Origin of the sequence: Kitasatospora griseola, assembly GCF_014648555.1 — a bacterium.
GTDB classification, from domain to species: domain Bacteria; phylum Actinomycetota; class Actinomycetes; order Streptomycetales; family Streptomycetaceae; genus Kitasatospora; species Kitasatospora griseola.
On record NZ_BMRI01000033.1, the window covers coordinates 16,094 to 35,743 of the forward strand.

Annotated in this window: 21 protein-coding genes; 11 read left to right on the forward strand and 10 right to left on the reverse strand. The window is 73.9% G+C overall.

The window, feature by feature from the left end; translation table 11 throughout:
* Positions 1 to 23: 23 nt before the first annotated feature.
* On the reverse strand, positions 24 to 911 hold the full coding sequence (locus IEZ12_RS29700; RefSeq protein ID WP_189276291.1) for an RNA polymerase sigma factor SigF: 888 nt from the start codon (positions 909 to 911) through the stop codon (positions 24 to 26).
* Positions 912 to 1,120: 209 nt separating this feature from the next.
* On the opposite strand from IEZ12_RS29700, the gene IEZ12_RS29705 reads away from it, so the two are divergent.
* Positions 1,121 to 1,501 (forward strand): SRPBCC family protein, encoded by a 381-nt coding sequence (locus tag IEZ12_RS29705; RefSeq protein WP_189276293.1) that lies wholly within the window; start codon positions 1,121 to 1,123, stop codon positions 1,499 to 1,501.
* 81 nt (positions 1,502 to 1,582) lie between these two features.
* Here IEZ12_RS29705 and IEZ12_RS29710 read toward each other — a convergent pair whose 3' ends face one another.
* Both IEZ12_RS29710 and IEZ12_RS29715 read right to left on the reverse strand, forming a co-directional pair.
* Positions 1,583 to 1,942, reverse strand: coding sequence for a PRC-barrel domain-containing protein (locus tag IEZ12_RS29710; protein WP_043911774.1), 360 nt, complete (start codon positions 1,940 to 1,942; stop codon positions 1,583 to 1,585).
* Between the two features lie 94 nt (positions 1,943 to 2,036).
* Complete coding sequence (locus IEZ12_RS29715) at positions 2,037 to 2,492, reverse strand: MarR family winged helix-turn-helix transcriptional regulator (RefSeq protein WP_189276295.1); 456 nt, start codon at positions 2,490 to 2,492, stop codon at positions 2,037 to 2,039.
* 54 nt (positions 2,493 to 2,546) lie between these two features.
* On the opposite strand from IEZ12_RS29715, the gene IEZ12_RS29720 reads away from it, so the two are divergent.
* Positions 2,547 to 3,389, forward strand: a complete 843-nt coding sequence (locus tag IEZ12_RS29720; RefSeq protein ID WP_189276296.1) for an SAM-dependent methyltransferase — start codon at positions 2,547 to 2,549, stop codon at positions 3,387 to 3,389.
* A gap of 105 nt (positions 3,390 to 3,494) precedes the next feature.
* On the opposite strand, the gene IEZ12_RS29725 is transcribed toward IEZ12_RS29720, so the two are convergent.
* A complete protein-coding gene (locus IEZ12_RS29725; RefSeq protein ID WP_189276298.1) occupies positions 3,495 to 5,339 on the reverse strand; it encodes a cellulase family glycosylhydrolase in 1,845 nt (614 codons plus the stop codon).
* 284 nt (positions 5,340 to 5,623) lie between these two features.
* Between IEZ12_RS29725 and IEZ12_RS29730 the strand changes: the two genes are divergently transcribed.
* Positions 5,624 to 6,562 carry a carbohydrate kinase family protein gene (locus IEZ12_RS29730; protein ID WP_189276300.1) on the forward strand — a complete coding sequence of 313 codons (939 nt, stop codon included), beginning with the start codon at positions 5,624 to 5,626 and terminating at the stop codon, positions 6,560 to 6,562.
* An 18-nt stretch (positions 6,563 to 6,580) separates the two neighbouring features.
* Here the strand turns inward: IEZ12_RS29730 and IEZ12_RS29735 are convergent, their stop codons facing one another.
* On the reverse strand, positions 6,581 to 7,318 hold the full coding sequence (locus tag IEZ12_RS29735) for an SDR family oxidoreductase (RefSeq protein ID WP_189276321.1): 738 nt from the start codon (positions 7,316 to 7,318) through the stop codon (positions 6,581 to 6,583).
* 91 nt (positions 7,319 to 7,409) lie between these two features.
* Between IEZ12_RS29735 and IEZ12_RS29740 the strand changes: the two genes are divergently transcribed.
* Positions 7,410 to 8,279, forward strand: a complete 870-nt coding sequence (locus IEZ12_RS29740) for a LysR family transcriptional regulator (RefSeq protein WP_189276323.1) — start codon at positions 7,410 to 7,412, stop codon at positions 8,277 to 8,279.
* Positions 8,280 to 8,403: 124 nt separating this feature from the next.
* On the opposite strand, the gene IEZ12_RS29745 is transcribed toward IEZ12_RS29740, so the two are convergent.
* Positions 8,404 to 9,615: an FAD-dependent oxidoreductase gene (locus IEZ12_RS29745; protein ID WP_189276325.1), complete on the reverse strand. Its 1,212-nt coding sequence runs from the start codon at positions 9,613 to 9,615 to the stop codon at positions 8,404 to 8,406.
* A 131-nt stretch (positions 9,616 to 9,746) separates the two neighbouring features.
* On the reverse strand, positions 9,747 to 10,460 hold the full coding sequence (locus IEZ12_RS29750; protein ID WP_308431092.1) for a histone deacetylase: 714 nt from the start codon (positions 10,458 to 10,460) through the stop codon (positions 9,747 to 9,749).
* A gap of 101 nt (positions 10,461 to 10,561) precedes the next feature.
* Here IEZ12_RS29750 and IEZ12_RS29755 point away from each other — a divergent pair, with 101 nt between their 5' ends.
* From IEZ12_RS29755 to aac(6'), 3 genes are read left to right on the forward strand one after another with little or no spacing between them, the layout of a single operon-like run.
* A complete protein-coding gene (locus IEZ12_RS29755) occupies positions 10,562 to 11,149 on the forward strand; it encodes a TetR/AcrR family transcriptional regulator (RefSeq protein WP_189276327.1) in 588 nt (195 codons plus the stop codon).
* Between the two features lie 12 nt (positions 11,150 to 11,161).
* Positions 11,162 to 11,554: a hypothetical protein gene (locus IEZ12_RS29760; protein WP_189276329.1), complete on the forward strand. Its 393-nt coding sequence runs from the start codon at positions 11,162 to 11,164 to the stop codon at positions 11,552 to 11,554.
* 49 nt (positions 11,555 to 11,603) lie between these two features.
* Positions 11,604 to 12,077, forward strand: a complete 474-nt coding sequence (aac(6'), locus tag IEZ12_RS29765; RefSeq protein ID WP_189276331.1) for an aminoglycoside 6'-N-acetyltransferase — start codon at positions 11,604 to 11,606, stop codon at positions 12,075 to 12,077.
* Between the two features lie 49 nt (positions 12,078 to 12,126).
* Here aac(6') and IEZ12_RS29770 read toward each other — a convergent pair whose 3' ends face one another.
* The gene (locus IEZ12_RS29770; RefSeq protein ID WP_189276333.1) at positions 12,127 to 12,687 is read right to left on the reverse strand and encodes an SMI1/KNR4 family protein; all 561 of its coding nucleotides are present in this window, start codon (positions 12,685 to 12,687) and stop codon (positions 12,127 to 12,129) included.
* A gap of 295 nt (positions 12,688 to 12,982) precedes the next feature.
* On the reverse strand, positions 12,983 to 13,636 hold the full coding sequence (locus tag IEZ12_RS29775; protein WP_189276335.1) for an NADPH-dependent F420 reductase: 654 nt from the start codon (positions 13,634 to 13,636) through the stop codon (positions 12,983 to 12,985).
* Positions 13,637 to 13,711: 75 nt separating this feature from the next.
* On the opposite strand from IEZ12_RS29775, the gene IEZ12_RS29780 reads away from it, so the two are divergent.
* From IEZ12_RS29780 to IEZ12_RS29795, 4 genes are all read left to right on the forward strand, one after another.
* Positions 13,712 to 14,077: a winged helix-turn-helix transcriptional regulator gene (locus IEZ12_RS29780; protein ID WP_189276336.1), complete on the forward strand. Its 366-nt coding sequence runs from the start codon at positions 13,712 to 13,714 to the stop codon at positions 14,075 to 14,077.
* A complete protein-coding gene (locus tag IEZ12_RS29785; RefSeq protein ID WP_189276338.1) occupies positions 14,074 to 14,352 on the forward strand; it encodes a YxzC family protein in 279 nt (92 codons plus the stop codon). The genes IEZ12_RS29780 and IEZ12_RS29785 overlap by 4 nt, the downstream gene beginning before the upstream one ends.
* Before the next feature lie 417 nt (positions 14,353 to 14,769).
* Entirely contained in the window at positions 14,770 to 15,531 is a 762-nt protein-coding gene (locus IEZ12_RS29790; protein WP_189276340.1) for a hypothetical protein, read from the forward strand.
* Positions 15,532 to 15,716: 185 nt separating this feature from the next.
* A complete protein-coding gene (locus IEZ12_RS29795; RefSeq protein WP_189276342.1) occupies positions 15,717 to 16,526 on the forward strand; it encodes an 8-oxoguanine DNA glycosylase OGG fold protein in 810 nt (269 codons plus the stop codon).
* Here the strand turns inward: IEZ12_RS29795 and IEZ12_RS29800 are convergent.
* The gene (locus IEZ12_RS29800) at positions 16,498 to 19,650 is read right to left on the reverse strand and encodes an NACHT domain-containing protein (RefSeq protein ID WP_189276344.1); all 3,153 of its coding nucleotides are present in this window, start codon (positions 19,648 to 19,650) and stop codon (positions 16,498 to 16,500) included. The genes IEZ12_RS29795 and IEZ12_RS29800 overlap by 29 nt on opposite strands.

Consider the following 19,650-nt stretch of genomic DNA (forward strand, 5'->3'; position numbering starts at 1 on the left):
GAGGTCCGGGAGCTGACGGTCCGTCAGGTCCGGTCGTCGGCCAGGCCGGTGCGCAGTTCGGCCAGGGTGCGGGACAGCAGCCGGGACACGTGCATCTGGGACAGGCCGAGGCGGGCGCCGATCTGCGACTGGGTGAGGTCCTCGGTGAACCGCAGGGAGAGGATCAGCCGTTCGCGCTCGGGGAGTCGGGCGATCAGCGGCTTCAAGGCGACCAGGTTCTCCACCAGCCCGTAGCCGCCGTCGACCCGGCCGAGCCGGTCGGCGGGCTGCTGCCCGTCGCTCTCGCCAGGGGCGGTCAGGTCGAGCGAGCCGGCGGTGTGGGCGTTGGCGGCGGCCAGGCCCTCGACGACCTCCTCCTCGGGCAGCGACAGGTGCGCGGCGAGGTCGGCGACGGTCGGTTCGCGGTCCAGCGTCTGCGCCAGCGCGTCCTGCGCCTTCGCCAGGTCGAGGCGCAATTCCTGGAGCCGGCGCGGCACGTGCACCGACCAGGTGGTGTCGCGGAAGTGGCGGCGTATCTCGCCGACGATGGTGGGCACCGCGTACGTGGTGAACTCCACGCCGAGGTCGGGGTCGAAGCGGTCGATGGCCTTGATCAGGCCGACCGAGCCGACCTGGAGCAGGTCCTCGTACGGCTCCTTGGTGCGGCCGAAGCGGCGGATGGCGAACCGGACCAGGGTCAGGTTCAGTTCGATCAGCGTGCTGCGGACGTAGCTGAACTCGCGGGTGCCCTCCTCCAGGCCCGCCAGGCGGCGCAGCAGGACGCGGGTCAGTTCGCGGGCGTCCGCGGGGGCGGCGTGGGCCGGGTCCGCGAGCGCTTCCAGGGCGGACCCGTTGACCGGGGGCGTTCCGATCGGCTCGGAGGTCGCCCCGGCGGGTGCGGACAGGAGAAGTTCATCAGTGGGCACAGGCATGCCTTTCCTTTCCTCGTCTCCGGCCGGTCCGTCCCCGGGTACCCGATCGTCGGCGGGTCATGCCTGGCAGACGTGTGAAGTTTCGGTGAGCGCCACCGTTCCGGGCGCGGCTTCGAGGCGCGGGCGCATGGCGGCCGGCGGACGGGGCAGGCGCAGGCGCGGACGCGGACCGCAGTCGGGCGGCCGCACCCGGTGAGGAGGAGGACGCCATGGGACGGATCGAGGAATCCGTGGAGATCGACGCTCCGATCGAGGCGGTCTACCGCGCGTGGACCGACCGTGCGTCGCTGCCCGCCTGCATGCGCGGCGGCGCGGGCCGCGGCGCCGCCGCGACCGAGGTGGTGCCGCTGGACCGGATCGCCTGGAGCGGCGGCGAGGACCGGCCCGGGCACTCCGGGGTGGTGACGTTCCACCGCGTCGGGGCCGCCGACGAGGACGGCACCCGGGTGATGCTGCAGCTGGACACCGAGCCGCACGGCCTGTGGGACCACCTGGTGGAGGGGCTCGGCTTCACCGACCGGCACGTCATCGACGAACTCGCCGCGTTCAATGCGGACGTCGAGCGCGGCGGCCCGGGCCTGGCCGCCTGAGCGGGCGGCCGGCCGGGGCGGTGGTGCTCGGGCGGTGCTGGTGGGCGGTGGTGCTCGGGCGGTACCGGCGGGCGGTGGCGCTCAGCGGCGGGCGAGTCGCCGTTCGCCGCCCGCGCCGGTGGCGTAGTCGAGGTTGTAGTGCGCGAACACCTCGGGCTCCATCTCGGCGGCCAGCACCCCGTCGGGGTCGATGGACGGCGCGTCCTTCACGGCGTTGCGGTCGAACGGGACCCGCACGTAGTCCGGCCCGACCACCGCGTCCGCGACCGGTACGAACACCAGGCGGCGTTTGCTGAACATCGGGCCGACCGTGACGGTGGCGAAGGACGGCAGGTCGGTGGCGGTGTCGACGTAGATGTTCTCCAGGGAGCCGATCTTCTTGCTGTCCTGGTCGACCACGTCGTGGCCGCGCCACTCACGGATGTCGGCGATCGAGATCATTGACGGCCTCCCGGCTGGACGGTCCGCCGGCCGCACGGCCCGACGGCGGTGCGGCCCCGTGGCGGGGCGGGGGGATTCCCCGACCCGTCCATGGTCAGCGACGGTGGTCGGACCCGCCCGTCCGCGCCGCCGGGTCCGGCGGGAGCAGCAGGCCGGCCAGCTCGTCGAGCAGCTCCCCGACCCGGCGGGCCTGCTCCGGGTCGGGGACGGCGCCGGCGATGACCGGCTCGGCGGGGCGGGCGACCCGGGCCCTGATGTAGCGGCGGGCGCTCTCGGAGGCGCTCAGCAGGGTGCGGCGGCCGTCCGCGGGGTCGGGCGCGGCGTCCAGCAGGCCGCGTTCGCGCAGGCGGGCGACCGAGGTGGAGACGTGGCTCTGGGCGAAGCCGGTGCGGGCCCGGATGTCCTGCACGGAGGTGCCCGGGTGCCGGTACACGTCGGCGATCACCGCGATCTCGCCGGGGGAGAGGGTCGCCGAGGCGTGGTCGGTGACCATCTCCCGGCCGAGCTCCGTCAGTCGCTTGCCGAGTCGCAGAAGTCGTACGCCGTCCATGCCCGGCAGAATACATCTTCACAGATGCATCGGTGGCGATGTAGTTTCTCCGGCATGACGACCCAAGAGCCGGCCGGCCCCGGGCTGCCCGCCGCCGAGCAGTTGAGCCCCGTGTCCCGCACCGCCCTCGCCGTGGCCCGCGGCCGCGCCTACGAGAGCGCCCAGATCGACCCGCTGTTCGTCGACCCCTACGCGCTCGCCTTCGTCACCGCCGCCGGGCAGCCGCCGCGACCCACCGGAAAGCCGCTCGGGCCGCTCGCCGCCCGGCTGCTCATGCACGGCATCCTGCGCACCCGCCACTACGACGACCGGCTGCTCGCTGCGGGCGCCCGCCAGGTCGTCCTGCTCGCCGCCGGACTCGACACCCGCGCCCACCGGCTGCCCTGGCCCGGCGGCACCCGCCTGTTCGAGATCGACCTGCCGCCCGTCCTCGCCTTCAAGGACCAGGTCCTCGCCGTGCACGACGCCCGGCCCCGGTGCGCGCGCACCGCGCTGCCCGCCGACCTCACCGACCCCGACTGGCCCGACCGGCTCCGGGCCGCCGGCTTCGATCCCGGACAGCCCACCGCCTGGCTCGCCGAAGGGCTGCTGGTCTACCTGGAGGCCGACCAGGCCGCCCGACTGCTCACCACCGTCGGCGAGTTGTCCGCACCCGGCAGCCGGCTGCTGGTCGAGCAGGGCCGCGACACCAGCCGCACCCCCGTCGAGGAGGGCCTCACCGAGATGACCTCCCTGTGGCGCGGCGGCCTCGGCCCCGGCACCGCCGACTGGCTCGACGCCCACGGCTGGACCACCCGCTTCACCTCCCTCGACGAACTCGCCGCCACCCACGGCCGCACCCTGCCGCCCGCCTCCGGCACCGTCACCAACGGCTTCCTGGAAGCCGTGCGGAGCTGATCGCGGCAGCCGCCCGGTCGCCGTCGCCCCGCCCGGTCACCGCAGCCCCGCCCGGTCACTGTCGGACCGGTGACCGGGCGGCTGCCGCGGCGGAGTCGAGCCGGCTCAGGAGGTCGCGGTGCACACCGGCGTCGCGGACGCCGCCGCCGAGGCGTCCGTGCGGGTCGCCTGGACGCCGAACGTGGTGGACGCCGCCGGGGCCAGCACCCCGTTGTACGCCAGGCTGCGCGCCGTCACGGTCTGCCCGCCGCGGGTCACGTCCGCGCTCCAACTCCCGCTGATCTGGAGGCCGGTGGGCCACGTCCAGACCACCTGCCAGCCCTTGGTCGCGGCCGTGCCGGTGTTGGTGACCGTCACCGTCGCGGTCAGGCCGCTGCCCCAGTCGTTCAGGCTGATCGCCGCCGCACACCCGGCACTGCCCCCGCCGCCCGCCGAAGTGGTCGCGGTGACCGCCGCCGACGCCGCCGACACATTGCCCGCCGCGTCCTTCGCCCGGACCGTGTAGCTGTACGCCGTCGCCGCGCCCAACCCGCCGTCGGTGTACGAGGTCCCGGCCACCGACGCGACCTTCGACCCGCCCCGGTACACCTCGTACCCCGTCACCCCGGTGTCGTCGGTGGACGCCGCCCAGGACAGCGACACACTGCTCGCCGTGACACCCGTCACCGCCAATCCGCCCGGCATGGACGGCGGTTGGGTGTCGCCCGGGCCGCCGCCGCCCGGACCGCCGCCGAAGCCCGGGGACTTCACCGACGCCAGGTAGCCGTCCTTCACCGTGTTCACGGTCGTCCAGTCGTCGTTCAGAATGCCGCCGGTGTCACCCGAGTTCGGGTTCCACGACCAGAACGTCCACTGGAACGAGTCCGCGCCCGCCGTCGCCGTCGGCCGCAGGTACTGCACCAGCGCCCGCAACCAGGTCTGGTCGGTGGCGGACTGCAGCGTGGTGCCGAACTCGCCGACCCATACCGGCGCGAGGTTCTGATCGAACAGGTAGCCCCAGTTCTTGTCCCAGACGCCCGGCATGTTCGCCGGGAAGCTCGGGTCGGAGAACCAGGACTGCTGCGCCACACTGGTCGCGTAGTCGTGCGCCGAGTACACCACCCGTCCGGCGACGCTCAGTTGGACCGGATACTGGCCCGCGCCCTGCAGGTTGCCGCCCCACCAGTACGAGGAGCCGTTGAAGGACTGCACGCCCTCCACGAAGATCAGCAGCTTCGAATTGGCCGACAGCACCGCCTCGCCGCCGCGCTGCGCCGCCAGCCGCCAGTCGGTGGCCTGGTCGCCGCAGCCCCAACAGGCCGGGTCGTGCGGCTCGTTGTGCAGATCGATGCCCACCACCGCGGAGTTGCCCGCGTACCGGGCGGCGATCGACTTCAGGTTCGCCAGCCAGGTCGACTCCGGCACCGAGGAGGTGTACCAGAGCGCCGACTGGCCGCCGGAGTCCGGGCGGTGCCGGTCAAGGATCACCTTCATGCCCACGGTGCCCGCGTAGTCGACCAGCCTGTCCATCACGCCGAGCGAGTTCAGGCCGACCAGGTCGGCGTTCATCCCGCCCGAGGTGTTCAGGCTGGTCGGGGTGGTGCCCTTGAAGATGTCGTCGCTGTACGGCAGCCGGATGGTGTTGTAGCCCAGCGACTTCATCTGGTCGATCATCGACCGGTAGTCGCGGCTCCACAGGCCGTGGGCCACATAGTTGGAGGTCTCGAAGCCGAACCAGTTGATGCCGGCGATCCGGACCGGGTTCCCGGCCTCGTCCAGGATCTTCCGGCCGCTGGTGTGCCAGAAACCGGCGCCCGCCGTGACGGTGGCGGACGCCGCAGGTTCGGCCGGGGAGGTAGGGGCGGCGGGCGCCGGAGGGGCGGCGGCGAAGGCGGCCGCGAGCAGTGCGGCCAGCGCGGCGGCCGAGGCCGCCAGCCGGCGCGGCAGCTGCCGGGGCAACGGGAGTCGCATGGTCTCGTTCCTCTCTGGACGCGGATGGGGGCGTCCGACAGGGGTGGGGGGAGCGCTCCGACAAGGGCCCTTGGGGACACCGGACATGACGCCAGACGCGTTCCGGCGGTGTCAATAGCGTTGGGAGCGCTCCCAATTGAGGTGCGGAGAGTCCGCCCGCGCGCTGAAACGTACATCGCCCGGCCGCGACACCCCCGGGGCCGGTCCGCATTGACGCGGGGCCGGTCGCGGTGATGGAGTCCAGACCGGTCCTGTGCGTTCGCCCTGATGGGAGGCTGGTTTCGATGGCGGGTCGGTCGATCACCGTGGTCGGGGAGTGCGTCGCCGACGCGTTCGTGGAGCCCGGTGCGGCGCGGCCGGGAGAACTGGCGCTGCGGGTGCTGCCCGGCGGGGGCCCGGCGAACACCGCCGTGGCGCTGGCCCGCCTGGGCACGCCGACGCGGTTCCTCGGACGGATCTCCGGTGACCCGTTCGGCGAACTGTTCCGCGCCCACCTGGCCGGCTCCGGCGTGGAGCTGTCGGGCGCCGTGCGGGCCGCCGAACCGAGCACCCTGGCGCTGGCCGCGCTCGACGGCGACGGCCACGCCGACTACTCCTTCCACGCCGAGGGCACCGCCGACTGGCAGTGGACCGGACTGGAGCTGGCAGCGGCGCGCGCCGACGGGTCGGTGTGCGTGCACACCGGCTCGCTGGCCCTGGTCCGCGAGCCCGGCGGACCGCGGATCGAGGACCTGCTGGCCGACGTGCGGGCCGGGGCCACCGTCTCGATCGACCCGAACGTCCGCCCGCTGCTGGTCGGACCGGAGGCCTACCGGCGGCGGCTGCCGCGCTGGTGCGAACTCGCCGACCTCCTGCGGCTGAGCGCCGACGACCTGGCGCTGCTGCTCCCCGACACCACGCCCGAGCAGGCCTGCGACCACTTCCACCGGGCCGGCGCCCGACTGGTGGTGATCACCCTGGCCGAACACGGCGCCCTCGCCTCCCTGGACGGCCGGCGGGTCCGGGTGCCCGCGCCGCCGACCCCGGTGGTGGACACCGTCGGCGCGGGCGACTCGTTCACCGCCGGACTGCTCCACTCGCTCGCCGAACAGGGCGTCCTGGGCGGCCGGTTGGACGCGCTGACGGCCGAGGGCCTGGAACGGGCCTGCGCGTTCGCGGCGCGGGTCGCGGCCCGGACGGTGGCGGTGGCCGGTGCCAACCCGCCGTGGGCCGGCGAGCTCTGAGTCTCTGCTGACGGTCCGTCACCAGGGCAGCGGGCCGTCCTCGTTGAAGAACTGCCCGGTCGGTCCGTCGGCCGGCAGCGTGGCCAGGCGCACCGCGATCACCGCGCCCTGGGCGGGAGTCCGGGTGCCGCGGTGGCCGTTGAGGTCGGTGTCGCAGTAGCCCGGACAGGCCAGGTTGACCAGGACGCCGGTGCCGGTCAACTCCTTCGCGTACTGCACCGTCACGGCGTTCAGGAAGGTCTTCGACGGCGCGTAGGCGGCCGAGGTCGGCCCGGTGAACGCGTCCGGGTCGGACTGCAGCGCCAACGAGCCCACCGCGCTGGACAGGTTGACGATCCGCGGCGCGGCGGAGCGGCGCAGCAGCGGCAGGACCGCGTTGGTCACCCGGATCACCCCCAGCACGTTCGTCTCCATCACCAGCCGCAGCTGCGCCAGGTCGACGCCGGTCGGCGCCTGCGACATGCCGCCCGTCACCGCCGCGTTGTTGACCAGCACGTCGAGCCGCCCGAAGCGCTCCGCGAGCAGCTCCGCGGCGGCCGTCGCGGAGTCGTCGTCGGTGACGTCGAGCGGGACGGCGAACGCGTCCACGCCGCGGGCGCGCAGCGTCCGCACCGCCTCCTCGCGGCGCTGCCCGTCCCTGGCGCCCACGCCGACCTGCCAGCCCAACGCGCCGAGTCCCGCCGCGATCTCGTACCCGATGCCCTTGTTCGCGCCGGTCACCAGCGCCACGGTGGGTCCGTTCGTGTTCTCGTTCATGCCACCATGCTGCGGGCCGGCCCGGCCGGGTGGCCAAGACCGATCCGGTGGCCCGGCGATACCGTGCGGGTATCGCCGTAGGCTGGGGCGGGTGGAGACCAGGGAACTGCACTACTTCGTCGCCGTGGCCGAGGAGTTGAACTTCGGGCGGGCGGCCCGGCGGCTCGGAATGGCGCAGCCGCCGCTGTCGCGGGCGATCGCTCAGCTGGAACGGCGGCTCGGCACCGTCCTGCTGGAACGCGACAGCCGCGGCGTGACGCTGACCGGAGCCGGACACGTGCTGTTGCGCGAGGGCCGCACCGTGCTGGCGGCCGTGGCCGCCGCCGAGGCCCGTACCCGGCGGGCCGGGCAGCCGCCCGGCCTGGTCCTCGCGGCGAAGGCCGGCGCCTCCACCGAACTGCTGGCGGCCCTGCTCGACGCGTACGCCGCCGGGCCGGATCCGGTGCCGGTGGACCTCCGGCTGTGCCGGTTCGGCGAGCAGGAACGCCTGCTGCGCGAGGGCGCGGTGGACGCGGCGCTGCTGCACCTGCCGTTCGACTCCACCGTCGGCCTCGACGCCGAGGAGCTGCACACCGAGGGCCAGGTCGCCCTGCTCCCCGCCGGCCATCCGCTGGCCGCCCGCACCGCGCTGCGACTCGCCGAGCTCACCGCCCTGCCGGACCTGCCCGCACCGCGTTTCCCCCGCCGCGACGGCAGCTACCCCGACGGCCCGGGCCCCGAGATCCGCGACCACGCGCAGCTCAGCGAACTGGTCGCCCTCGGCCGGATGTACGCCGTCCTGCCCGACTCCTCCCGCACCCAGCTGCGCCCCGGCGTCATCGCCGTCCCCGTGCCCGATGCCCGGCCCGTCACCTCCGTGCTGGCCTGGGACCCGGTCGCCCGCTCCCGCCCACTGGCCGGGCTGGTGCGGGCGGCGATCGAGGTGTTCGGGCCGAACTCCTGCCCTTCTCCGGTGAGTTGAGCAACTGCGGGGTGGTATTGATGAGTTGGTCAATCATCTTGGTGCGAACGGGCGTTGGGAGTCCCGTGAGCCGATCGGCCGCTGCCGGGCGCCGCCGCCGCGGAGGGTGTGCATCGGCAGAGCGTCAACGGGCCGTCGGAGCACCGATGGTGGGCGGCTGCCAGGTGTAGGTGGGGGCCGAGCGGTCGAGCAGGACGCGGGCGGGCAGGCGTCCGGCGGCGGCGAGGACGCTGTCGCGCAGCAGGGTGCCCGGGCGGGAGCGGACGGCGACCAGGCGGCCCACGGTGTGCGAGCCCGCCACGATCCGGGAGGTGCGGGGCAGGCGGGCGGCGGAGTAGGCGTCGAGGGCGGCGGAAGGGTCCGACGACTCGTGCGGGGCGGGAAGTGCGGCGGCCAGGACCACCGCGTCCTCGACGGCCTGGCAGGCGCCCTGCCCCTGGAACGGCGACATGGCGTGCGCGGCGTCGCCGAGCAGCGCGACCCGGCCGCGGTGGAACGCCGGCAGCGGGTCAGTGAGCGCCCAGACGTCGTTGCGCAGCACCCGGGCGGCGTCGGCGTCTCGCAGCAGTTCCGGCAGCGGGGCGCACCAACTGCCGTACCGGCGCAGCATTTCGGCGTGCTCGTCGCCGTCGGCGGCGCGCTGCCCGGCCGGCGCGAGGGCGGCCCCGTACACGTACACCCGTCCGGCGGCGAGCGGCACGATGCCGGCGAGCGCGCCGCGTCCCCAGATCTCGCCGACGGCGGCGGGCGGGTGCTCGGGGTGGTCGACGACGGTCCGCCAGGTGGTGAACCCCGAGTAGCGGGGCCCGGGGTGGTGCGGGAAGAGCTGGGCCCGAGTGGCCGAACGGATGCCGTCCGCCGCGACCACGAGGGACGCCTCGCACCGGCCGTCCGGGGTGTCGACCCGGGCCGGGGCGTGCGCGTCGCCGGGGTCGTGCAGAGCGGCCGGCGAGTCGGTGCGGACGGTCCCGGGCGGGAGGGCGTCGACCAGCGCGGCGATCAGTTCGGCCCGTGCGACCGCCAGCACCGGATCGCCGAAGTGCCGCTGCACCGCCTCGGTGTCCGTCCGGGCCAGCCACCGTCCGGACGGGCGCCGCAGGCCCACGGCCGGGTGCCGCACCGCGAGGGCGCGCAGGCGTCCGCCGACGCCCAGCACGTCCAGCGCCCGCAACGCGTTCGGCGCCAACGCCAGCCCTGCGCCGACCGGTTCGAGGCTCGCGGCCCGCTCGTGAACGGTGACCTGGACGCCCCGCCGGTGCAGGGCGAGGGCGGCGGCGAGGCCGCCGATGCCACCGCCGATCACGATCGCCGGGCGGCTGTCAGGGGTGGAGGGCATGGCGGGCTCCGATCGACCGATTCGACTACAGGTGTAGTTCGGCTTGCTGGGGCCGAGCGTACTACGGATGTAGTTCCGGTGGGCCGGGTTCCTTCGCGCGCCGTCGGCTGCGGGCCGTCAGCTGCGTGCCGTCAGGCGGAGGGTGCGGCGGCCGAGCGGATGGCCCGGAGGGCGGACTCGGGGGTCCAGCGGGCGGCGGCGCCCGGGCGGGTGGCCAGGTAGGTCGCGGCTCGGGCGGCGCTCCAGCCGTGGGCCTCGGCGAGACCGGCGGCCATCGTGGCGAGGTAGGCGGCGGAGGGCGGGTTGAGATCGGCGTCGGCGAGCGTCCCGGGGGCGGTGAAGGTGAGCACGGGGATGCCGTCGAGGCCACCGAGACGCAGCAGGGTCTCGTAGCGCCCGGGCCCCACTCGGTCGCGGCCGGTGGTCAGGACCCGAGTGAGGTCGAGGTCGGCGGCGGGCTGGCGGTACATCTCCTGGGTGGCGATGTCGGCGAACTGCCCGGCGGTGAGGAGGTAGGCCCGGGCCGGCAGGTCGCCGCCCGGAGCGGGGTCGTAGAAGGCCGTGCCGCCGGTCCAGGTGGAGGATTCGAGGGCGAAGTACAGGGTCCCCGACAGCAGGATCGGCAGCGTCCGCTCCGGTGGCGTGCGGTCGCGGCAGCCCGAGTAGCTGCGGGCGGCGCCGGTCGGACGGCCGCCGGAGAGGTAGCGGGCGAGGCGGCCGGCGTGCATGTTCGACCCGTACGCCGCGTACCACACCGGGCCGCCGGGGGCGGTCGGGCCGGACAGCGGCGACGGTCGGCGGGGCGACGGCAGGGGCTCGGCGCGTGGCGGCCGGGGCTCGTTCATGTGGCAGAAGGTAGCGGCGACCTGACGGAACGTCGCTGCTCGACGGGCCGATGGCGCGGCGCGGTTTGGGGGAAGCGGCCGGGGCGCGGGATGATCTCGCCATGACTGTGGCACGACCGACCCGGATTGCCGATGCGGCTGTCGCCGTGATCGCGGAGCGCGGCCTGCGCGGGCTGACGCACCGGGCGGTCGACGAGGCGGCCGGGCTCCCCGTGGGATCGACGTCCAATCTGGCGCGGACGCGGTCGGCGCTGCTGGAGGTCGCCCTGACCCGGATCGCCGAGGTCGAGGCGGCCGGGATGGTCGGGGACGTGCTGACCCGGCCGCCCGGGGAGGGCGCAGCGGCGCGACGACTGCTGGTCACGGTGGTCGCGGACGGGCTGGACCACGCGCTGACGACGGGCCGGGCGCTGACGGTGGCCCGGATCGAGCTGGCCCTGGAGGCCGCCCGTCGCCCCGAACTCCGGTCCGTCTACGACCGGTTGGGAGCCGGCTTCGTGGACGTGGCCGTCCGCCTGCTGCGCGCCTGCGGCTCGACCGACCCGGCCGCGGACGCCCGGCGGCTGGTGCGCTGGTGCGACGGCGTCCTGTTCAACGGGACGGCGGGCAGCGGGCACGCGAATCCGCTGGGCCGCGCCGAACTGGCGGCGGACGCCGACCGGTACCTGGCCGCCCTCCTCGACGGCTGAGCGTCGTCGGCGGTGATCGAACTGCCCGAAGGCTCCTGGTGGGACTGGGACGTGGTCTCCTGGGACTCGTCCCGCCTGATCCTGGGCTCCGGCCACGACCTGACGTACCACCACCTCCTCGAACTGCACTTCGAAGAACCGGAGTTGGTGGCATGCCCCGCCTTCTTCCAGGACCCGGTGTTCCGCGCTCCCACGCCCGCCGAGACGACCGGCGTACGCGACCGACTCGGCGCCGCCCCATCCGTCCTGATCGCCTTCACCGCCGACGCGGGCGGCCCCGAACCGGCCGAGGGCCTGATCGCGGCGGGCCGACTGCGCGTCGTCGAAGGCCTGGTCTTCCGGTACTGGCGTGGGGAGTTGGGCCCTGGCGAGCGCCACGCACCGTGGGTGCGGCGGCCGGAGTGACAGCGCGGTCGGCGATCGAGCGCGTCGTGCGTCGGGGAATACTGAGGGCATGGAACTGCGTGGAGCCGAGGTCGTACTGCGGCCGGTCGCCGTCGGTGACGAGGAAGTCCTCGCCCGGATCGTCCGGGAGCCGGAGGTCGCCGCATGGTGGTCGCCCCCGGACGACTTCGAGCGCATGCTCGCCGTTGTCCTCCAGGGCGAAGTCATCGGAGCGATCCAGTACCAGGAGGAGACCGACCCCGAGTTCCGGCACGCCGGCCTCGACGTCTTCCTGACCGCACGCCACCACGGAAAGGGACTCGGCACCGACGCCGTACGGACCCTCGCCCGCTGGCTGGTGCACGACCGCGGCCACCACCGCCTGACCATCGACCCCGCCGCGGCCAACACCGCGGCGATCCGCAGCTACCGCAAGGTCGGCTTCCAACCCGTCGGAATCATGCGGTCCTACTGGCGCGACCACCGGACGGGCACCTGGCAGGACGGACTGCTCATGGACCTGCTCGCCGAGGAACTGACCTGACCCGACCGGCCTGCGCCGGGCCGCTCCTCGATGGTCGCGCCCGCACCGGTCAGCCCTCGGCGTCGAACCAGTCCTTGCCGGCTGCCCAGTGGGCGACCCAGCCGGCGAAGCCCGGGGCGGCCGTGGTCCCGCCGAAGGCGTCGCCGAACGGGGAGGCGCCCTCGCCGGTCACGAGCCAGATGTGGCCGCGGTGCCGGCCGGTGACGACCAGGTGCCAGTACATGCCGCAGCCGTCGGTGCCGAGCACGATCGAACCGTTGTTGAACACCGGCTCGATCGCCTCGTCGAGCTCCTCCTCCGGGGTGTCCTCGTCGTCCTCCCACAACCACGTCTCGGTCAGCGGGAACGGCCGGCCCAGCACCCGCTCGGGCCGGCCGTCCCCCCAGTCCCCGGGCAACTCGGCCAGCGGCACCAGCCCGTAGGTCGGCGGGCCTTCGGCCGAGCCGTCGGCGATCTCGGCGACGAACGTCCGGTAGGGCTCCGGCAGGACGACGCCGTGCTGCGCCTCGAAGGCGTGCACCCTCGTCCAGCCGAGAGCGGTGCCGTCGGCGGAGGCGAAGGCTTCGCGGAGAGCGGCGAGTTCGGCCGCGTCGGGGTGTTCCGTATGCACGGGGCATGTCTAGCAGCAGGGGCGGACACGCGAGACCCGCGGGGCCAGCCGAGGCTGCGTCAGAACGGCGGCTCGTCGCGGTACCGGTCGGCGGGGTCGCTCATCGCCCAGGAACTCGACGGCGAGGCTCAGCGGCGCGGCGAACGCGAAGACGCGCCCGAGAGCGGCGAATTCGATCACGCCGCAACCGGCGGTCAGACCACTGGTGCGGGACGTGACGAGGCGCGGTGCGGCGGTGGCCGGCGCGCCGACCGCCAGGCGATGGCCGCGCGGGCCCGGGTCGGTGGAGCGAGCGTCAGTCGGCAGCGTGGGTGAGGGGCGGGGCGATGGCCTGGACGTCGGCGTTCTGGCCGACCCAGAGGCCGATGAAGAGGGCCGCGGTGGCCTCCAGGAGGTGTGCGTGGGCGAGGGGGCCGGCGTGGACGGGTGTACAGCCGAGGTCGCGGACCAGGGTGGCGGCGTGCGCGAGGGCGTCCGGATGGTCGCCGCAGAGCGGGACGGTGAGGGGGCGGCCGTCGAAGACCGGGGGCTGCAGGCGCCAGACGTCCTCGTGGCAGAGGTTGAACGCCTTCACCACTCGGGCGCCGGGTGCCGCGTCCGCCAACTGCTGGGCAGCAGACGGCCCTTGTCCGGTGACCAGCCGGAAGCCCGGGCCGACCGGGTTGGCGCAGTCGATCAGCGTGCGGCCGGCCAGCGCGTCGCGCAGCGCGCCGACCACCTCGGCGCCCGCGCCGTACGGCAGTGCCACCAGCACCGCCTCGCCGGCCTCCGCAGCCGTACGCAGACCGGCCGGGCGGGCGCCGTGGCCGATCCGGTCGGCGAGGCGGCGGGCCTTGGCCGCGTCCCGGCCGCCGACAGTGACGCGGTGCCCGGCGCGGGCCCAGCGGGTGGCGAGGGCGTCGGCCATGCGGCCGGTGCCGAGAACGCCGATGGTGAGCGGTTCGGTCATCAATGTGCTCCACTCCGTGCGGGGTTGGACCGATCTTCTTCGACAGTAGGGAGCCGGTCGGGCACCATTCGGTACGTGACCCCCGACGCCTTCCTCGCCGACTGCCGAGCCCGGCTCGCCTTCGACCTGCTCTCCAACACCTGGAACGCCGTACTGATCTGGGCGCTGCGCGACGGCCCGCGCCGCCCCGTCGAACTGCGGGAGCGGATCGGCGGCATCAGCTCGAAGGTCCTGACCGAGACGCTGCGCCGCCTGCAGTACCACGGCCTGGTCGAACGTCGCCCGCAGGCCGCGACCGGCGTGGAGTACGCGCTGACCGCGCTCGGCCGCACTCTGTTGGCGCCGATCGACGCCTTCGGAGCCTGGGCGTTCGAGCACGGCGACCAGGTGATGGCGGCCCAGGAGGCGGCGGACGCGGCGGCCGGGGAGGGCCGGTCGTGAACGAGGCGCAGCCGGGGCCGGCCGAGATCGCCGGGTGGTTGGAGGCCGTCGCCGAGGGGCGGGTGGACCGGGACGCGGCGGACCGGTGGGCGGCGAGATGGGTGCTGGACGACACGCTGCGGTGGGACGAGGTGTCCTGGTGGGCGCTGGGCCTGCTGCACGGCATCGATCTGCGCTCCGGACCGGACGAGCCGTACCTGCACGATGATGAGCAAGTAGGCGAGTGGGCGGCGGAGTTGGCGGATCGCGGAGTTACGGGTAACGGCGCTGGGTGACGGCCCTGCCGGGTGGTTCTGGCTGAGTGCCGCGGTCGCGCCGCCTGGAAATCGTGCGGATGTTCGAGTGTCGGGGCATGGCGACGGCTTGTGCGGTGCTGACCGGCTGGGTTCGGAGCGTCGGAGTCTCCATGAACTCGTCGCTCTGGAAGCCCAGTTGGAGCCGGGCTGGTGCGGGGACGCGACGATGCTGATGAGCCGTCATGTTCGGTGCGCCGCCGGTCGATCGCAAACGATGGTGGACCGAACGACGGAAGGCGGACCGGAACGATGGTCCGTCGGAATGGAAAGCCGGCCGGAGCCGCACCGTCGGTCTGACGAACGGTTAGGAATTCGGGCGACCCATCACTCGCTTCGACCGCGGCCGGACCGCTGCCGCAGGGCGCGTCACCCGGCCGGGATCGAGAGGAACCCTCCATGGCACCGCACTTCCGAGGCACCGCGTTGCTCGCGGCCGCCGCCATCACTCTGCTCGCCGCCCCCTCCGCCGCCGCCCTCGGCACCCCGGCCAGGCCCTCCGAGTCCGCCCCCACCGGCACCACGGCCGCCGCCCCGGGCGGGACGTCGGCGGCGAAGCCGGCCGGCAACACGACCGGCGCGAAGCCGACCGGTACGACGACCGGTGCGAAGCCCGCCGGAAGCACCTCGAACGCGAAGCCCGCTGGTAGCACGAACGGTGCGAAGCCGGCCGGTAGCACGAACGGTGCGAAGCCAGCCGGAAACACGTCGAACGCGAAGCCCGCTGGTAGCACGACCGGGGCGAAGCCTTCCGGCACCACGACTGGGGCGAAGCCCGCCAACACCACTTCAGCCACGAAGCCCGCCGGCACCACGTCGGGCGCACCGACCGGGGCGAATCCGGGCGCCGACACCGGCATCATGGTGCCCGGCACCTCGTTCTCGCTCGGCGATGTCGCCACCCCGGGCGGCGCCCCGCTGGCGGAGGACGTCGCGACGCCCGGCGGTGTCCCGCTGGCGGGGGAGGTCGTCACGCCCGGCGGTGTCCCGCTGTCCGCCGATGGCGCCGCGCCCGGGGGCACCCCGGCCACGGGTGGTGTGCCCAGCGGCCAGGACGGCGACTCGTATCCGACGCTCCGGCCGGTGGACAAGGTCTACCCCGCGTTGCCGCCGCCCGGGCGGCTCGTCCACGGCGAGCCGGTCGAGCGCGTCGCCCGCTGACAACGTCGTCCACCCTCGCGTCCGGCGTACCCCATAGTGTGTCGTCCGCCCACCACCATGCTGTCCGCGTCGGTGGTCGGGCGGACTTCGGTGTGTGGCCCCGCCCGTGGTCCGCTGCTGCGGATCCAAGGCGGGACGGTCCGGTTCTGCCGTGCGGTGCCCACGGGCGGCGCTACGGTTCGCTCGTGACGTGGCCGCGAGGAGAGCAGGCACCAGTGGGGGACGAACTGAACACGGCGTCGGACGGCTTCCCCGTCCCGGATCTCGCGGCGATGCTCGGCCAGGCGGTGCCCTTCGACCGGAGCCGCTGGATGCCCTTGCTGCCGGACGCCACCTGGTGGCCGACCGGCCTGGACGACTGCCCGCAGGCGGGGAGCTGGCCACGTGTCGACCGGCGCGCCGTGTTCTCGCTCGCCCGCCGTGCCGGGACGGTCGAGGCCAACCGGCAGCTGCTGGTCGCCGCACTCGTGTGGGGTTCGGGCACCAAGGCCCGTGAGGTGAAGCGGCGTGGTCGGATATTCGCCCGCAATTCCGTCGCGGAGCTCGATGCGCGACTCGGGTCGGCGCTGACGGTGCTTCGCGAGGAAGGGGCGGCAGCGGCGTACCGGGCGTTCAACAACGACCACAGGATCCCGTATCTGGGGCCGGCGTTCTTTTCGAAGGTGCTGTACTTCGCCGGTGACGGGGCCGTGGCGGGGCCGCACCGTCCGCTCATTCTGGACCGGGTCGTCTCGATGGCCCTCAGGAGGCTCAGGATCGTCGACGGCAGTTGGCCCCTGTGGGGTTGGACGTCGAGCCAGTATGCGCAATACCTGGGTGTGGTCCACGACCTGGCGCAGCAACGCTCCGTTCGGCCCGACCAGATCGAGGCGGCGCTCTTCCACCTCGGCAGCCGGACCACCCGGAATAGTCGACAGGGTGCGGCCTGCTGGAGTCCCGCCGTCGGGCCGGTTCCCGCCGGTCGGGTCAGCGGCTGTCGCGCTGCTGGACAGTGAGGCGCTCGGCGGGGAAGAGGTGCCGGCCGGTCAACTGCGGGCGTTCGGTGCGGCAGAGGATCAGGAGTCTGAGGTCGGGGAGGTCGGCGAGGGGCGTCAGGTCGAGCGAGACGGGGTGGTCGTCGGCGACTTCCAGGGTCAGGAACTCCAGTGCGGGGAAGAAGGCGTTGAGCAGGTCGAGCGGGTAGTCGGTGGGGACCTGGGAGAGGTTCAAGTACCAGACCAGTTCGACCGGTTGAGGGCTCGGGATCGCGGCCAGGTCGGGTGCGGTGATGGTGAGGGCATCCAGGCCGACCACGGCGCCGAGGACCGAGTGGAGTTCGGCGGGCCGGGCCTCGGCGGGGAGTTCGTGCAGGTACAGGCTGCGGACGGACAGGCCGGAGAGCGGGGTCAGGTCGACCAGGTCGGGGCACCGGTAGATCGACAGGCGGTCCAGCGGGTCCCAGTGTCGGAGGAAGGAGAGGTCGGAGAGTCCCCGCATGGACAGGCTCAGTTCCTTCACCTGTGGTGCGAGCCGATTCCACAACTCCGGTTCGACGGGCAGCCGGTGGCTCAGCAGGACGCGGCGCAGGGTCGGGTGGCCGAGCAGTTCGGGGATCTGGTCGGACGACGTGATCTGCACCTGGATGCTGGAGAGGTCCGCCCGGGCCACCACCTGTCGGCTGAACTCGTGGATCCCGAAGTGCTGCCACTGGTCGACGACGCCTTCGAGAAGGGTGCGGGTTCCGGGCCTGGCCGACTCCTTCAATCGGGACTTGTCGCCGGCGGCGGGGAGTTCGGCCAGCGTGCCGAGCATGGCGAGCGCCTCGTCCCCGCCGATGAGAGCCAGGACTTCCGGCACGAGCGGGCCTGCGGCGAGGAGGACGTCGGGGTCCTCCTCGGCGAACCGCCGGACGACGGTGGTGAGTTCCTCGCCGACCACGGCCAGCTCGGCGGGAGCGGGTTCGGCGGTGAGGAGCGCCGGAAGGTGCTGGTGGAGGCGGTCCAGGATGGTGCGGCGGACCTTGCCGTCGAGCTCGGGGGCGCTCGGGAGGCAGCTGGCGGCGAGCAGGTGGACGGCGGGGCGGTGGTCGGGCGGGGCGGTGTCGGCGGCGTCCAGGATCGCGGTGAGGAGTTCGGCGCGTTCGCGGCGGCCGCAGTGGCCGACCGTCATGCGGATCACGTCGCCCCACTGTTCGTCGGCGGCGTGGCCGGCCAGGAGGCCGAAGTCGTTCTCCTCGCGGAACTCCATGGCGGCCAGGTAGTCCTGGAAGGTGCGGTGGACGAACTGGAAGGTGTCCGGGCCGGTTTCGGTGATCAGGCCGGTCCGGTTGAGGACGTGCAGGTACGCCCGTTCGGCGCCGGTCCGTCTGGCCAGGCCCGGCAGGTCGCGCAGGGCCTTGCCGATCTGGGCGACCGCGTCGCGCCGCCGGCCCTCCGACTGGTTGTTGCGCACCAGCCAGTGGGCGATCCGGCGGAGCATCGCCAACTGCTCCTCCTCGGACGCCTGCAGCTGCTCCGCGCCCTGCACCCGCCGGCCCTCGTCGCGTTTGACCAGCATCATGGACATCGCGTCGCGGTACAGCGCCATGCGGTGCCGCGGCAGCGCACCGTCCGACTCGCGGTTCAGGGCGCAGATCATCGCGCACAGCAGCGGGCTGTCGGTGAGCTGGGCGATCTCCGGCACGCTGTCCAGGGTGCGGAGGAGGTCGGTCCGGTCCTGCTCGATCTCGCGGCGCCAGCGCTGCGCCTCCTCGTCGGTGTGCTGGACGGCCAGGAGTTCCTGCAGCGCGGCCCGGTGCCAGCGTTCGATGAAGTGGCCGCGGTCCCGACGGTTCATCGGGCAGAGCTGCAACTCGTCGAAGCCCAGGTGGCCGAGCCAGCCGTGCGGCACCGCGGACGGGCGGACGGTGGCCAGCGTCCAGGTGCCGGGGTAGTGGCCGAGCAGCCGGTCCAGCCAGCCGAGGGCCTCGTCGCGCTGCTCGCCCGGTACTTCGTCCAGGCCGTCGACGAGCAGCAGGGCGCGTCCGGCGGCCAGCACCCGGTGTGCCCAGCCGGCGGGTTGGCGGTCGGCGCACATGCGGTCGTCGAGGGCGAGGAACTCCTCGGGGCGGGGCGTCATGACGCCCTTGCGGTACAGCTTGCGGAGCTGGAGGACGAACGGGACGCGGTGGTTGAACTCCTCCAGGCCCTCGCGCAGGGTGCCGTTCATCGCGCCGACGGCCAGCCACTGCACGAGGGTGGTCTTGCCGGAGCCGGCCTCGCCGCGGATCAGGACGCGGCGGCGGCCCGGGAGGACCTGTTCGGCGCGCTGCGGGCCGAGATCGGGGCCGGTGGCGGTGTCGGTGGAGCGGATCTCCAGGCTCAGGTAGGAGGTGGTGAGGTCCCAGCCGCGGCGGCCGTGGCCGGCGGCCTGACGGAGGCCGAAGATGCGGATCCGGCCGTAGTCCGCCTCGACGGCTCTCGCGTAGTCGCGTTCGAAGTCGCGGTCGGCGATGTCGGTGGCGGAGATGCCTTCCAGCTCCGGGAGTTCGTCGAGATGGTATTCGAGCGCGGTGCGGAAGCCGGGGTCGCCGAGCAGCGCGCCGGCCGGTACCAGGGCGAACTGGGAGTGCTGCCAGGTGTCCGGCTGTCGGTCCTGGACGGCTATGCCCAGCAGGCGGTCCCGGAACACCACGCCGGCGCCGGACAGGCCCGACCACGGCGAATCGGTGCCGCGCCGGGTGCGGGGCGGGTACTGCTGGACGAGCAGGGCCTGGCGGTCGGCCCGCCGCCCGGTGGCGGGCGCGAGGGTGGCCGGCACTTGGACGGTGTCGAGTCGGCCCTCCTCGTCGCGTCCGACGAGCGGAAAGCCCGTCAGGTGGCAGCCGGGGACGGGGTCGAGCATCCTGACGGCGCCCCAGCGCAGCGGTGCGAAGCGGTTGGCGGGTACCAGGTCGCGGTTGGCGAGCAGCAGCGCGGCGTCGAGGTCGGTGGAGCTCCACACGGTGATGCAGCGTGCCCAGCCGTTGCCGTCCAGGACGGCGGCCTCCGGCGACGACCCGCCGATGTGGGCCGCCGTCAGGACCAGCCGCGGACCGAGCAGGATGCCACTGCCCTGGGTGGCGCCGCGGATCGCCGCCACGTGGTGGGTGCGGAGCGCCAA

Excerpts from the sequence above, each read along its gene's own strand:
- IEZ12_RS29710 (WP_043911774.1), bottom strand. The coding sequence starts at position 1,942 with ATGATCTCGATCGCCGACATCCGTGAGTGGCGCGGCCACGACGTGGTC.
- IEZ12_RS29705 (WP_189276293.1), top strand. The coding sequence starts at position 1,121 with ATGGGACGGATCGAGGAATCCGTGGAGATCGACGCTCCGATCGAGGCG.
- IEZ12_RS29720 (WP_189276296.1), top strand. The coding sequence starts at position 2,547 with ATGACGACCCAAGAGCCGGCCGGCCCCGGGCTGCCCGCCGCCGAGCAG.
- IEZ12_RS29745 (WP_189276325.1), bottom strand. The coding sequence starts at position 9,615 with ATGCCCTCCACCCCTGACAGCCGCCCGGCGATCGTGATCGGCGGTGGC.
- IEZ12_RS29730 (WP_189276300.1), top strand. The coding sequence starts at position 5,624 with ATGGCGGGTCGGTCGATCACCGTGGTCGGGGAGTGCGTCGCCGACGCG.
- IEZ12_RS29700 (WP_189276291.1), bottom strand. The coding sequence starts at position 911 with ATGCCTGTGCCCACTGATGAACTTCTCCTGTCCGCACCCGCCGGGGCG.
- IEZ12_RS29790 (WP_189276340.1), top strand. The coding sequence starts at position 14,770 with ATGGCACCGCACTTCCGAGGCACCGCGTTGCTCGCGGCCGCCGCCATC.
- IEZ12_RS29735 (WP_189276321.1), bottom strand. The coding sequence starts at position 7,318 with ATGAACGAGAACACGAACGGACCCACCGTGGCGCTGGTGACCGGCGCG.
- IEZ12_RS29775 (WP_189276335.1), bottom strand. The coding sequence starts at position 13,636 with ATGACCGAACCGCTCACCATCGGCGTTCTCGGCACCGGCCGCATGGCC.
- IEZ12_RS29755 (WP_189276327.1), top strand. The coding sequence starts at position 10,562 with ATGACTGTGGCACGACCGACCCGGATTGCCGATGCGGCTGTCGCCGTG.
- IEZ12_RS29725 (WP_189276298.1), bottom strand. The coding sequence starts at position 5,339 with ATGCGACTCCCGTTGCCCCGGCAGCTGCCGCGCCGGCTGGCGGCCTCG.
- IEZ12_RS29750 (WP_308431092.1), bottom strand. The coding sequence starts at position 10,460 with ATGAACGAGCCCCGGCCGCCACGCGCCGAGCCCCTGCCGTCGCCCCGC.
- IEZ12_RS29715 (WP_189276295.1), bottom strand. The coding sequence starts at position 2,492 with ATGGACGGCGTACGACTTCTGCGACTCGGCAAGCGACTGACGGAGCTC.